This is a genomic window from Altererythrobacter sp. B11, assembly GCF_003569745.1.
Classification (GTDB): Bacteria; Pseudomonadota; Alphaproteobacteria; order Sphingomonadales; family Sphingomonadaceae; genus Croceibacterium_C.
In genome coordinates this window covers 3,647,675-3,661,894 of record NZ_AP018498.1, presented here as the reverse complement: position 1 = coordinate 3,661,894, position 14,220 = coordinate 3,647,675, and the positions used below count along the sequence as shown (strand labels likewise).

Below are 14,220 nucleotides of genomic sequence, written 5' to 3'. Positions count from 1 at the left end.
GAAGGAGCGAACTCATGGCGCTGGTGCCGAAAACGGCCTCGTCCACCGATCCGCAGCCGCTTGCCGGCGAGCCGCCGCCCATCGACGCGCCCGGCCTCAACTACTTCGTGATGGCGCTGTTCTTCATATTCGGTGGCATCACCTCCCTGAACGATGTGATCATCCCCAAGTTGAAGGAGCTGTTCACGCTCAACTACACGCAGGCCATGCTGGTGCAGTTCTGCTTCTTCACCGCCTACCTGTTGATCGGCATTCCGGGCGCCAAGCTCGTCAAGAGGATCGGCTACATGCGCGGCGCGGTGGTGGGGCTGCTCACCATGATGGTGGGCTGCCTGCTATTCATCCCCGCCTCGCGCATGGCGACTTACGGCGTGTTCCTGTTTGCTCTGTTCGTGCTGGCGAGCGGCGTGGTGGTGGTTCAGGTGGTGGCGAACCCGCTCATCAGCCTGCTCGGGCCGCCGGCCACAGCGCATTCGCGGCTGACCTTTGCTCAGGCGTTCAACTCGCTGGGCACCACGGTCTTTCCCATCGTCGGCTCGGCGCTGATCCTGGGCAGCCTCGCCGGCGTCTCCGCCGACCAGCTGACCGGTCCGGCACTGGATGCCTACCGCACGGCCGAGAGCCAGGCGATCGTCGATGGTTACCTCGGCCTGGCATTGGCGCTGGCGGCGGCGGCGGGCGCAGTCTGGCTCTTTCGCGACAGGTTGCGAGGGGAGCAGCACGAGGCGAGCGGCGCGCTTGCCGGTCTCGATCTGCTCGCCCGGCCCCGCTTCGGGCTGGGCGCGCTGTGCATCTTCCTCTATGTCGGCGCCGAGGTCTCGATCGGCTCGCTGATCGTCAGCTACCTCGAACAGCCGGGCGTCATGGCGCTGAGCCAGCAGGCCGCGGGCGATCTCATTTTCCTGTATTGGGGCGGCGCGATGGTCGGCCGCTTCATCGGCTCTGCCGTGCTGCGAATTATCAGCCCGGGCAAGGTGCTGGCCTTCGTAGCGTCCGGTGCCATCACGCTGCTCCTCGTTTCGACCAATACTTCGGGCAATTTGGCGGGCTACTCGCTATTGGCTATCGGCCTGATGAACTCCATCATGTTCCCGACAATTTTCAGCCTGGCGAGCGAACGCCTTGGTTCGCGCGCGGCCGACGGATCGGGTATCATCAACGTGGCGATTTGTGGCGGCGCAATTATCCCATTGGCCACCGGCGCCCTTGCCGATGTCTCCGGCAATCTTCGCTTCGCCCTGGTGGTTCCGGGCCTGTGCTACGCTGTCATAGCCGGATTTGGCGTTTACGGCCGGAAGCCGGCCTGAGGGCGGGCGCGAGACCTCGCAAGAGGTTGTGGTGTTTTGGGGCGGTGGGGATCGGCAAGGGAGCGGGTACAATATTCGTCAACCCGCCGTTTCGGCAATTCCCACCTCCTGTCCATCGCGGCATCGATCGGCACCAGATCAAACGTTGAGGCGCCGCCGCCGGTGACGCCGCCGGGGGGAAGAGTGCACGGCAGTGGATAGGCTGAGATGCGGGAAGGTGGTGAAGCGCGGCCTTCCTGCGCCTTGGTCTTCGCCTAGAAATCCACGACCAGTTCGGCGCGCACAGCTCGCGCAAATTCGGGCCGTGCGGAATGATCAGCGGCTGCCGGAAAGGCGCGGCGAGGCGGCGCGGCTGCGGAAATACCGTTCCATTACCACACGGTGGATGGTCCGCATGGAGAAGGCATGGGGTTTGCGCCGGGACTGAATAGTTCCGCTGCACCGCGCGCGAGCCTTCCGCGCTCCTTCATGAGCTGAGAGATTTTTCACGCCGCTGTTGTCAGATTTCATCACTTGCTCCGTCTTGCATGTGAACGGCCCGGGGGATCCGGCCGTGGACGGGGATTACAAATGCAGTGTTTCTGCAGCGTAGCTTCGCTGGCCGATCGCGGCTGGCGAGCCGCCCTTTCGCGCGCCGCGAAGGGGTGGGCTGATTTTGCCTTGCGGGCGTTCGTCGGGACGCTGGTCTGCGCAATTCTGTGGACGGTGCCGGCGGCCGCCGGCGATGACACGCGCAAGGAGGAGATCGAGCGGCGTCTTGCCGGTCCGGACGGCACGGTGATGGTCGTCGCCCACAGGGCCTGCTGGAAGGGCAGTTCGGAAAACAGCATCAATGCGATCCGCGCCTGCATCGCCGCGGGGATCGACATGGTCGAACTCGACGTGCGCGCCACGCGCGACGGCAAGCTCGTGCTGATGCACGATGCCACGGTCGACCGCATGACGAACGGCAGCGGCAAGGTCGCCGACCTCAATTGGGCGACGCTCAGCAAGTTGCGCCTGCGCCAGGGCAATGGGCTGCACGACGGCAAGCCGGCTCCGCTCACCGCAAGGCGCATCCCGACTTTCGAAGAGGCGCTGCGCGCGGCAAGCGATCGTATCCTCATCAATGTCGATGCCAAGGTGCCGCTTTCGCCGGCCGTACTTGCCTTGGTCGATGCCGTGGGTGGTCGGCGGCAGATCCTCTTCAAGGCTGAGGCGACGGCGGAACAGGTGCAGGCGCTCGCGCCGTGGGTGGACGAGGTGCGGTTCATGCCGATCCTGCGCGAGCCCGGCATCCGGGACGATCCGGCCGCGGCGATCGCCGCCTACGATCCGCTTCATCCGGTGGCCTATGAGGTCGATGTGAAGGATCGGGTCTTTGCCCCTGGGCTGACGCCGATCATCCGGCCGCGCTGCGCACGCTACTGGGTCAACAGTCTTTCGGGCCGCGTCTTTTCCGACACGGAGGCGGTCGCCGATCCCGACGCGGTGTGGGGGCGGCTGGTCGATCTCGGCGTCGACGCCATCCAGACCGACGAACCGATCATGCTCAAGACCTATCTGCGGCAAAGGGGGCGGCCGGGCTTCTCCTGCCCCGCACCCTGAGCCGTCACCGCCTCCCTCGCAGACCCAACCCTCGCTTCTGATGAACAGGACGACTCTACCCATGAAACCTATCGTGACCTTCGCTTCCGCCGTCGCCGCTCAGGCGCTGATTGCCGGGCTGCTCGCCACTCCGCTCAACGCCCAGACCGCCGACGCGCCGGCTGAAAACGCGCACAGGAATGCTGATGAAGAGGCGGCCGCCATCGTCGTGACCGGCTACCGATCCTCCAACGCCGCCACGATCGAGGCCAAGCGCAGCGCCACCGGCATCACCGATTCCATCGCGCAGGACCAAGCGGGCCTGCTGCCGGATCTGACGATCGCCCAGGTGGCTCAGCGCATCCCCGGCTTGGCGCTGGTGCCGGATTTCGCCACGTCCGATGACCGCTCGCCCGATCTGGCGGAAAGCGTGATGATCCGCGGCATCGGTTCCAGCTACAATCTCGTCACGTTCGACAGCCTGCCGCTGGCCTCCACCTCGGCGGACAGCCGCGGCGCGCGCATCGAACTGCTGCCGCCGTCCTTCGTCAGCCGGATCGACGCGATCAAGACGATCACCGCCAATCGCGATCCGCATGCGCTGAGCGGACAACTTGACCTCATCACCTCCAGCGCCTTTGATCTTGGCCGGACGGCGCTGGTTGCACGCGCATCCGTCGGCGACAACTCCACGGCTGGCGCGCTCGACGTCGATCAGGGCCAGAACGTTCGCGCCGATGCCACCTTCAGCAGCCTGTTCGGAGCCAATCAGGATTTCGGCATCGTCGTGTCCGGCTCCTACTCGAAATATTACTCGAGCAATTACGACCAGAAGCCGGGCGCGGTGGATTCCAGCTATCGCCTGTATGACGAGGATACCGGCAAGGAGATCGGCGACTACAACGATCTCAGCAACACCAATGGCTACTCCGCCGCATCTCGCAACCAGATCTTCATCTACGACGACAATGTCACGCGCGCCTCGGGCGTGGTGAAGCTGGAATACAACCCCGGCGAAGCCACCTACGCCTCCATCTACACGGGCTATTTCTACCAGAAGGAAGACGAGGTCCGGAACGAATACCTCGCAAGTGCGGATACCGGCAAAGTTCCGGCGAACCAGACCGAAACCTCTGGCGAATGGGCAAAGGGAAAGACGGCGCTCGGCTATTCGCACCAGCCGCAGAAGCGCGAAACCTTCGTCGCTTCGGCTATTCTCGATCAGGATCTGAACGACACCCTCGCCGCCCATCTGCGCGCGACGCACTCACGGGCGCGCCTCAACACCATTCGCGACCGTTCGAAATTCCAGATGAGCGCGAACACCGCCGACGGTGCCTTTTCCTATGATCTGAGCCAAGGCTATCCGGTGCTGTCGTTCTACAACCCGGAATATAACAACGATCCGGCCAATTATGTCGAAAGCTACATCCAGCACATCACTCAGCGGGCAGCGCAGGATCTGACCTTCTTGGGCGGCAATCTGGATTACAATTTCGCCGGCGACGATCGCGGCTTCGGCTTCAATATCGGCGGTAGCTTCCAGAACACCGATCAGTCTTATGACGAGGGGCAGACGAGCGGAAAAATCCTGGGCCCCGACGGCAAGCCGCTCAACATGGTGGACTTCGTTCGGCCGGTAACCGAGCCCACCACCGACCCGGATGTGGACTTCCTGTTCATCGACGATGAAGCCTATCGCAACGCCTGGTCGGCAGCCGGCTATCCGAGCACTGACGATAACAGCGATAACGATATCCAAAGCGATTACGATCTCAACGAGAAGGTGGCGGCGGCCTATGCCGAGGCGGCCTATCGCACCGACCGTTTCTACGTTCGCGCTGGCCTGCGCTATGACTCAACGCACACGGATATCGACCTGTGGACGCAGGACGACAATCTTCCGGCCGAACCCAATGCCGGCGCGCAATATGTGCTGAGCAAGCGCAAGGCATCCTACGACTACCTGCTGCCTTCAGTCATCGCGAGCTATGACTTCCAGAACGGGGTGATCCTGCGGGCCGGCTACAGCAAGACGCTGGGCCGCCCGAATTACAATTACTACGCCATCGGGGAATCGATCGGCCTGCCGGACGATAGCGAAGACAACACGATCTCCATCACGCGCGGCAATCCGGACCTGAAACCCCGCACGTCGAACAATTTCGACCTTTCGCTGGAGTGGTACCCGACGCGCGGCAGCATGATCTCGCTCGCCGGCTTCTACAAGGATATCAAAAACCTCATCTTCATCCAGAACATCACGCAGGATGGGTTCGAGTATAATGGCGAGACCTATACGGCGCGGATCACCACGCCGATGAACGCGCAGACCGCTTCGGTAAAGGGAGTGGAATTCTCGGTCCGGCAGGACATGCACGATATCACCACAGGCTTCCTGCGCAATTTCGTGGTATCCGCGAATGCCACGCTGATCGACGGCGAGCAAACAGTGATCCAGTCCGATGAATCGCTGCGAGCGGTGAACGGGCTGGAGGGCCAGCCCAAGTTCCTGGCCAATGCCACGCTGTCTTATGAAACCGCGCTATTCGGCGCTTCGCTCGCCTATAACTACGTGGATGATTACCTGAAATCGATCAACGAGGACTCCTCGGTGTTCGACATCTACAGCCGCCACCGCGGCGAGATATCGGCTCAGATCCGCCTGAACGTTGCGGAGGGTGTAACCGTGATCGCGGAGGGCCAGAATCTCGCGAAATCGAACATCGAATATTATCGCAAGATGCCAACCGGCCGCCTGCTGGCGGAGCGCAGTCAGAAGGGCCGCGTGCTGTGGCTGGGCGTGACCACGCGCTTCTGACGCTGCTGCCGATCCGGGGAAGGGTCAGCCGGGGGGCGGTCCTTCCTTCCCGCCCTCCAACGATCTGACTGGACCGCAATGATTTCGAACCTTTTGAAGGCCCTTTTCGCGGGCGTGCTCGCTTCTGCGGCGGCCCCGGCGATGGCTGCTCCGTTTTGCGGAGAAACCCCGCGCATCGCTGCGCTGACGGAGCAATGGGCCGACCCTAAGGGGCCGACGATGATCGCTGCCCATCGCGGCGGCCATTTGCACGCTGCGGAAAATTCGCTGGCAGCGATTGATGAGGCCGTGGCGGCGGGCGCAGATTTTATCGAGACGGACGTTCATGTCACGTCTGACGGCGTGCCCTACATCATGCATGATCGCACCGTGGATCGTATGACTGACGGTTCGGGTGACAGCGAAACGCTTTCCTATGCCGAACTGATGCGGCTGCAACTGAAGGGCACGGATGCTTCGCCGCCGACACTCATGCAGTTTCTGATGCACAGCTGCGGGCGCATTCTTGTCGATCTCGATATGAAGACCGATCGTGTCGGGCCGGTCGTTGCCGTGCTGCAGGCGCTGGGGATGCTGGACCAGGTTGAGATGTTCGATAGCGACAGCGATACGCTGCGCGCCGCGCGCGCGCTGGCGCCCGAACTGCAAGTGATGACGCGATTGACGACGAATGCCACGCTTGCGGCGATCAACCGCGGCCTGGCGCCGGTTCGCATCGTGCATGGCGATCCGGATTCGCTCACGCCTGCCGCCACTGCGGCGATCCGGGCGATGCCGTCGCGGATCTGGGCCAACGCGCTGGGCGAGATCGACGACCATCTGGCGGCACATTCGCCTGATGCTTGTGCGCGTCTGGCGGCATTGCGGGATCGCGGCGTCACCAACATCCAGACCGACCAGCCCGCTCTGCTGCGCCGCTATCTGCAGGACTGCGGCTGGTCCGTAGCCTCAGCGCCGAACTGACCCGAGGCGCGGCCTATCCGCCGAAACGCCAGTGCAAGCTCAGGCGGATGGTGCGGGGGACGGAATAGCTGTCTTTCAGCCATTCTCCGCCCGGGCCCGTCAGGCTCGTCAGCCGCTCCTCGGTTACGTTGGAGACGTCAAGGATCGCGCTGAGCCCGCCGGCGAAGTGATAGCGCGCCTGCATGTCGAACTGGCGGCGTGGTGCCCAATAGACATCCTCCCACGGCGTGTCGGGCGCGATGCTGCGCAAGGCGCGCCCGGTCCAGTTCACCGCGCCGCGCAGCTCGAACCCGCCGTGATTGAAGAACAGGTTGAAATTGCGGATGCTGCCCGGCTGGCCGACGAGGTGATCGACGGTGCGCGTGCTGCCATCCGTCAGTGGCACGGTGACCGCGCCGTCCAGCAGAGTCCAGTTGGCGCTGAAGCCGATCGGCTCCAGGAAGCGGCCGATCGGGCCGAGCGAGCCCACCACCGCGCTCAGCTCGACGCCCCCCACGTGGGCCTGCGTGGCGTTCGCTGGCCGCAAGACGCGCGCGTGGCGATAATAGACGCCGTCATAGGTATAGCCGGTGGTCACCGCGTCGAAGATCTCGTTGCCGATCGACTTGTAGAAGGCGGCTAGCGACACCATCCCGTCCCATCGGCGCGGAAGCGTCCATTCGGCGCTCGCATCGTAATTGTCCGCCAGGCGCGGTTTTATGTGCGGATCGCCGAGCGTCACCTCCACGCCGGTGGCATTTCCATTCCCCACGGTCGCGCCATCCTGAAACTTGATCGAGGATCGCGGCGCGTAATTCTCATAGCTCGGCCGGCCGATTGTGCGGCTATAGCCGCCGCGCAGCTTCAGCGCGGGGGCCGGGCGCAGGTTCAACAGGATCGACGGCAGCAATCGACCATACTGCGCGCCCGTGCGAAGGGGGCGCCAGGTCTCATCCACGTCGACATATCCGTGGGTGGAAAGGCGCGTGTGATCGAAGCGGGCGCCGGCCACGGCCTCGAAGGCGCCGGTGGCGAAGCGGCCCATCGCATAGCCATCCAGCGAGGTTTCGGTGTGACGGAAATCGTCCTGGAAGGCGTCGAGATCGTCGTCCGTCCGGCTGATCGTCCCGGGGTTCTGGTCGAACATATCCCAGGCGCGATCCGGGTCGATCACGAGCAGCGGAAGCTTGCCCTGGTTGAAGGGCAGGAGCACCTCGCTGACGGAGCCTGCATCCGCGAGCGTGAGCTGCCGGTCGCTGGTTTCATAGGCCTCGTTGCGAAACGCATATTCATAGGCAGAACGGGTGGCGGAAGCTCCAGCAGCGAAGCCCAGGCTGCCGTCGCCGTCCTCCATATTGTGCCGCCAGTCCGCCCGTAGTGCCTTTACGCGGGAATCAGCCGACCGGCTTCGATGCCGCCAGTAATCGGCCGAATAGAGCGACAGGTCGGTGTAGGCAGCAAGCGGTACGTTGAAGCTGAATTGCAAAGGCGCCGTATCGTAAGTGAAGCCCAGCCGGGGAGTGCCGACCGCCGCCCCCTCTTCATCGAGCCCGGCGGTGAATTTCACCATGTCATAGCGTTCCCGCAATCGCGCATGGGAGACGGCGCCCACCAGAACGACCTGATCCTGCGGTTGCGGCCTCCATTCCACCTCCACCCGCCCCAGTCGGGTTTCGCTCCGCGTCACTCCGTTGCGATAGCCAACCTGAATGGCAGCGGCATCGAAGCGTCCGCTTGTCGGCGTCTGATCCCGCACGCCCGCATCGTCGGGCTCAATGACCACCTCGTTGCGCGTGAAGCCGTCGCGAAAAACGATGTTCCCCGCCAGCGCGGAGAGACGCAACTGGCCAAGATCGGCGTCCGCCCGCGCAGTCATGCCCCATTGCTGTCGGTCGCTGCCGTTGTACCAGTATTTGTCTTCTCGTGGCACGGCGATGCCGTTGCCCGTCGCCCCGCTTTCGGCGGCAGTGCCGTCGTCATTGAAGAAGTTTACATAGCTGCTGTCAGCGGTGCCATGCACATTGCTGTTGTTCTCGAGGTGGCGATAATTCGCCGAAAGGACGATGCCGAAGCGGCGTTCCGGCCCGAAGGTCTTGCTGGCGGTGGCGGTGAATTGCGGCCCCAGTGCAGACTGCGGCTGCACCTGCGAGTGGTCGCTGGAAACCGCCAGTCCTGCCTCGGCAGACAGATAGGGCGCGTCGTCCGCGGCGAAGGCGCTGCGCGTTTGCAGGTCGATTGCCCCGCCGATCGCGTTTGGATCGAGATCCGGGGTGAATGTCTTGACCACCAGCAAGCGGCTGACGACGGCGGCAGGCAGAATATCCAGCCGCACCCCGCGGCTGGCGCTGTTGGAGCCTGCGTCGGGGATCCCTGTGGAGGCGATCGGCATCCCGTCGATGGTCACATTGTTATAGGCCTGGGTCAGGCCGCGGATGACCGGGGCGATTGGCACGTCGCGCGGGTGCTCGTTGTCGGCCACCGGCAATACCGAAACGCCGGGTATCCGACGCATGGCATCCACCACTGTGCTATCCGGCAAGCGGCGGATTTCGTCGATGGATACGGCATCCACGATGTTGCGCGCCCGTCGCTTGGCCGTCAGCGCGCGCTGATCGGCAAAGCGCTGGCCGATTACCACGATGGGGGGAGCGGGCCGTTGCACTTGGGCGCCACCGTCTGCCTCATGCTTGCCATCGCCGGGCGCCCGGGAGGGCGGCGACGGGGCGCGGGGCAGGCGCGGGGCGGGCAGGATGAGCAGGACATTGCCCCGGCGGCGGTAGGTCAGCCCCGTTCCGCGCAGCACCTTTCGGAGCGCGCGCTCAACCTCCATGCGCCCGCGCGCGCCCCGGGTGCGCAGCCCCTTGAGCACCGCCGGATCGGCGATCACCTGGGTTCCTGTCGCTTCCGAGAAGCGGGTGAGCGCGTTGGCGAGCGGCCCGGCGGGAATGGCGAAGACAGTGCCCTGCGCCTGGGCGGCCAAGGGGAATGCCAGCAGCACGGGCAACGGCAGGTAGCGGTGCGGTGGCATCGGCCTACGTCGCTTTTGGCGGCGTTTCGCCCCTTCCGCCCGACATGACAGCCGCTATCGCTTGCGGAGGATGAAGGCGCTGCCCGTTTCCTCCACCGAGAAGCCATAGAGATCGCCGAGGCTTTCGAGGAGAATGCGGGGCTCGCTCAGGCGGAAGCGGCCGGCGGCGCGGGTGCGCAGCAGCCGGGGATCTTCCGCGATGATGTCCTTGTCGGTCCAGCGTTGCAGCCGCGGCACGATATCACCCAGTGTCATGTCGGCCGCCTGCAGCCAGCCGGTTCGCCATTCGGTCGCGGCGCTGTCCTTCAGCGCGACGGGCGAACCGATCCGGCCGTTGATCAGCGCCGCACCGTGCCTGGCGGGCACCAGCACGGCGGACTGCCTTTCCGAAGTGCTCGCGAACCGCACCAGCCCACGCTCCACTTCCAGATCCACGCGGGCATCGTTCAGCGCGAGGTCAAAGCGGGTGCCCAGCACCGTTACCCGCGCGTCGTCGGTGACCACGGTAAAGGGCCGCTGCGGATCATGCCGCACGTCGAACAGCGCCTCACCCGCTGCAAGCTGCACCTCGCGGCGGCCGCTGCCGATCTTCACCCGGACGCGCGTGTTGCCGTTGAGGAACAAGGCGGTGCCGTCGGAGAGGGCGATGCTCCTCACCTCGCCGGCGCTGGTGGCGAAGGTCTGTTCGGGCGTCACAGCGAAGCGCAGTTCAGGCCAGGCCCAGATGGCTGCCAGCGCCGCCAGGCCTGCAGCCGCCGCGAAGGCGACGCGCCGGTACACGGGGCGGGGAGGGGCGGCTTTTGGTGGCGCCGCTGCTTGATCCTTCGCCCGCAGGGCATCGGTCACCGCAACGTCCATGCAGGTTGCCCACAGGGCATCGAACAACTCGCGCCGCCCGTCGCGCCCCGCCAGCCACTGGTGGAAGGCCGTGACATCCACGGCTTTGTCGAGGTGGCGGGCGACCCAGAGCGCGGCTTCCTCTTCCTCTTGCCGCTGCGCCTCCTGGCGGGTCATGCGTTCATCGTCTCGTCGCAGGCGGCCAATTCCTTGTGCAACGTCAGAACCGCGCGGGCGACGTGGGTGTCCACGGCTGCCGGGCTGATGTGCAAGGCGGCGCCGACTTCCTTGGCCGACATACCGTGCAGGCGGCGCATGAGGAAGACTTCGCGGCGCTGTGCGGGCATGAGGTCGAGTATGCGGGAGACCTGCTCCATCCGCTCGCGCTGGATCAGCAGATGTTCCTGCGAAGGTTCATCGGCTGGCGGATCGAAGTCATTCCCCGCCTGCTCATCAGCGTGGTGGCGATGCGCGCGAGCTTGGTCGATGATGAGATTGTTGGCGATCCGGCGCAGCATGGCCGCTATGTTCGCGATCGAGCCGGGCTGATAGCGGGCAAGCCGCAGGAAGCAATCCTGCACCACATCCTCGCTCGCGGCGTGATCCCCCAGCCGGCTGCGTGCCAGCTGGTAGAGTTCCTTGCGAAAGGAGCGATATGCCGTTTCATTGAATTCCAAGATGCGCCCCCGAACTCTGGGGCGGCGCCTAAGCCTGGAACGTGACACCTTGATGATGGGCCGCCGCGGCATGCCGGCCGCCCATCATCCTGTCAGAGGCGGGCGCCCGGTTCAGGAGGGCGCGGCGTCGCCGCCTTCCTTCCACGCAAGCTTCGGCTTGCGCGCCGCGGCTGCCTCGTCGAGGCGCCGCCGCGGCGCCATCATCGGCGCCTGATGCAGGCTGGGATCGCCCACCCGGGCGCGTTCGGCGATGGCGCGCAGCGCGGCGATGAACTGGTCCAGCGTGGCCTTGCTTTCGGTCTCGGTCGGCTCGATCAGCATGGCGCCGTGAACCACCAGCGGGAAATACATGGTCATCGGGTGAAAGCCCTCGTCGATCAGGGCCTTGGCGATGTCCAGTGTGGAGATTCCCTCGGCAAAACCGCCGTCGCTGAACAGCGCCTCGTGCATGCAGGGGCCGGTCTGGCCGAAGGGCGCGTCCAGCACATCTTCCAGGCTGCGCAGGATGTAGTTCGCGTTCAGTACGGCATCTCCCGACACCTGCCTCAGCCCGTCGGCCCCATGGCTGAGGATATAGGCCAGCGCGCGGGTGAACATGCCCATCTGGCCGTGAAAGGCGCTCATCCGGCCGAAGCTGCCGGGATGATCGTCGCCTGCATTCTCCTCCTCGATCAGGTGCAGCACGCCTGCCGCATCGCGCTCCACGAACGGCAGCGGGGCGAAGGGGGCCAGCTTCTCCGACAGCACCACCGGCCCGGAACCGGGGCCGCCCCCGCCATGCGGCGTAGAGAAGGTCTTGTGCAGGTTGATGTGCATCGCATCCACGCCCAGGTCGCCGGGCCGCACCCGGCCGACCACGGCGTTGAAATTGGCACCGTCGCAATAGACGAAGGCGCCAGCCGCATGGACCGCCGCGGAGATGGCGATCATCTCGCGCTCGAACAGGCCGCAAGTGTTGGGATTGGTGATCATCACCGCCGCCACATCCGGCCCAAGGCGGCGTTCGAGCGCGGCGAGATCAACCCGACCTTCCGCTGTCGCCGGGATCGCTTCCACCGCATAGCCGGCAAAGGCGGCGGTGGCCGGGTTAGTGCCATGCGCGCTTTCGGGCACCAGCACGACCTGCCGGGTATCGCCGCGCGCCTCCAGCGCGGCGCGAATGGCCAGGATGCCGCACAATTCGCCATGCGCACCCGCCTTGGGGCTCATCGCCACCGCAGCCATGCCCGTGAGCGCCTTGAGCCATTCGCCGAGTTCGTAAATCACCGCCAGCGCGCCCTGGACGGTGGAAACCGGCGCCAGCGGGTGAAGATCCGCAAAGCCCGGCAACCGCGCCACCTTCTCATTGAGGCGCGGATTGTGCTTCATCGTGCAGGAGCCGAGCGGAAACAGCCCGAGGTCGATGGCGTAGTTCTGCCGGCTGAGGCGGGTATAGTGGCGCACCGCTTCCGGCTCCGACAGGCCCGGCAGGCCGATCGCTTCGCTGCGCGCGAAGCCGCCCAGCCGATCGGGAGCGTCCGTGGCGGCTTCGGGCAGGTCCACGCCGCAGGTTTCTGCCGTGCCGATCTCGAAGATCAGCGGCTCTTCGAGCATCAGCGCACGATTGCCGGTGACAGTGGCGGGCGGGGACTCGGCGGAAGCCTCAGACATTGAGGGGCGCCAGCCGGACGGGTTCACGTTCATGCCAGTTCCTCCTCCAGCGCGGCGGCCAGCGCCGTGATATCCTCTTCCGAAGTGGTTTCTGTGACGGTCACCAGCAGTCCTTCCGCCAGATTGGGGCGATCGGGATAGAGCCGGCCGAGCGCCACGCCCGCCAGCACGCCGCGATCGGCCAGATTGCGCACCACGTCGCGCGCATTGCCGCTGACCCGCAGGGCGAACTCATTGAAGAAGGCGGTGTTGACCAGTTCCACCCCCGGCACCTGCGCCAGCCGGTCGGCGGCGAGGCAGGCGAGGCGGTGGTTCTCTGCCGCCAGCGCCCGCAATCCCTTCTCCCCCAGCAGCGAGAGATGGATGGAGAAGGCGAGGGCGCAGAGGCCGGAATTGGTGCAGATGTTGCTGGTCGCCTTGTCGCGGCGGATATGCTGCTCGCGGGTGGAAAGCGTCAGCACGAAACCGCGCCGCCCGTCGGCATCCACCGTCTCGCCGCACAGCCGGCCCGGCATCTGCCGCACATATTTTTCCCGCGTGGCGAAGAGGCCGAGATAGGGCCCGCCGAATTGCAGGCCGACGCCGAGCGACTGGCCTTCGCCCACCACGATGTCCGCGCCCATCTCGCCGGGGGAGCGGAGGGCGCCGAGGGCCACCGGTTCCGTCACCACCGCGATCAGCAAGGCGCCTTGCGCATGGGCCGCTTCGGCAATGCGGGCGAGATCGGGCAGGCGGCCCAGCACGTCGGGATATTGTACCACGACGCAGCTCGTCTCCTCGCCAATGGCGGCGATCAGCTTCGCATCCTCGCAATCGGACGACAGGGCGGGGGCCGCATGGCGGATGGCATCGCCCGTGAACCGCGCCATGGTGCGCACCGTCGACACGTAATGCGGATGCAGCCCGTCGGCCAGGATCACCGCCCCGCGCCGGGTGATCCGCCGCGCCATGGAGATCGCTTCCCAGCAGGCGGTGGACCCATCATACATGGACGCATTGGCCACTTCGCAGCCGAACAGCCGCGCAACCTGCGTCTGGAATTCGAACAGCATCTGCAGCGTGCCCTGCGCGATTTCCGGCTGATAAGGCGTGTAGGAGGTAAGGAACTCGCCGCGCTGGATCAGATGGTCCACGCTGGCGGGGATGTGGTGGCGATAGGCTCCGGCCCCCAGGAAGAACGGCGCGCTCCCCGCAGACAGGTTCTTCGCGGCCAGTGCGGCCATGTGCCGTTCCACCGCCATTTCGCTGGCGTGGCGGGGCAGGCCGTCAATCGGCCCGGGCAGGCGGGCCGCCTCGGGCACATCGGCGAACAGCGCATCGACGGAAGGCGCGCCGATGGCCTGCAGCATGGCGGCGCGATCGGGGTCGGTCAGCGGGAGGTAGCGCATGGCC

9 protein-coding genes are annotated in these 14,220 nt (G+C 65.4%); 4 read left to right on the top strand and 5 right to left on the bottom strand.

Annotation, left to right across the window (positions count from 1 at the left end):
- The first annotated feature begins 14 nt into the window (after positions 1-14).
- The 4 genes from AEB_RS17150 (at position 15) to AEB_RS17135 (ending at position 6,657) form a co-directional block, all read left to right on the top strand.
- On the top strand, positions 15-1,307 hold the full coding sequence (locus tag AEB_RS17150; RefSeq protein ID WP_119084216.1) for a sugar MFS transporter: 1,293 nt from the start codon (positions 15-17) through the stop codon (positions 1,305-1,307).
- A 570-nt stretch (positions 1,308-1,877) separates the two neighbouring features.
- The gene (locus AEB_RS17145) at positions 1,878-2,894 is read left to right on the top strand and encodes a glycerophosphodiester phosphodiesterase family protein (protein WP_119084215.1); all 1,017 of its coding nucleotides are present in this window, start codon (positions 1,878-1,880) and stop codon (positions 2,892-2,894) included.
- Between the two features lie 61 nt (positions 2,895-2,955).
- Entirely contained in the window at positions 2,956-5,694 is a 2,739-nt protein-coding gene (locus tag AEB_RS17140) for a TonB-dependent receptor (RefSeq protein ID WP_172593151.1), read from the top strand.
- 141 nt (positions 5,695-5,835) lie between these two features.
- Positions 5,836-6,657, top strand: coding sequence for a glycerophosphodiester phosphodiesterase family protein (locus AEB_RS17135; RefSeq protein ID WP_172593150.1), 822 nt, complete (start codon positions 5,836-5,838; stop codon positions 6,655-6,657).
- A gap of 13 nt (positions 6,658-6,670) precedes the next feature.
- Here AEB_RS17135 and AEB_RS17130 read toward each other — a convergent pair whose 3' ends face one another.
- The 5 genes from AEB_RS17130 to gcvPA form a co-directional block, all read right to left on the bottom strand.
- Positions 6,671-9,664 carry a TonB-dependent receptor gene (locus tag AEB_RS17130; RefSeq protein WP_119084212.1) on the bottom strand — a complete coding sequence of 998 codons (2,994 nt, stop codon included), beginning with the start codon at positions 9,662-9,664 and terminating at the stop codon, positions 6,671-6,673.
- 54 nt (positions 9,665-9,718) lie between these two features.
- On the bottom strand, positions 9,719-10,678 hold the full coding sequence (locus AEB_RS17125) for a FecR family protein (protein ID WP_119084211.1): 960 nt from the start codon (positions 10,676-10,678) through the stop codon (positions 9,719-9,721).
- On the bottom strand, positions 10,675-11,178 hold the full coding sequence (locus tag AEB_RS17120; protein ID WP_172593149.1) for an RNA polymerase sigma factor: 504 nt from the start codon (positions 11,176-11,178) through the stop codon (positions 10,675-10,677). Before AEB_RS17120 ends, AEB_RS17125 begins: the two co-directional genes overlap by 4 nt.
- 111 nt (positions 11,179-11,289) lie before the next feature.
- Positions 11,290-12,861, bottom strand: coding sequence for an aminomethyl-transferring glycine dehydrogenase subunit GcvPB (gcvPB, locus tag AEB_RS17115; RefSeq protein ID WP_119084209.1), 1,572 nt, complete (start codon positions 12,859-12,861; stop codon positions 11,290-11,292).
- Entirely contained in the window at positions 12,858-14,216 is a 1,359-nt protein-coding gene (gcvPA, locus tag AEB_RS17110) for an aminomethyl-transferring glycine dehydrogenase subunit GcvPA (RefSeq protein ID WP_119084208.1), read from the bottom strand. The genes gcvPB and gcvPA overlap by 4 nt, the downstream gene beginning before the upstream one ends.
- Positions 14,217-14,220 lie beyond the last annotated feature (4 nt).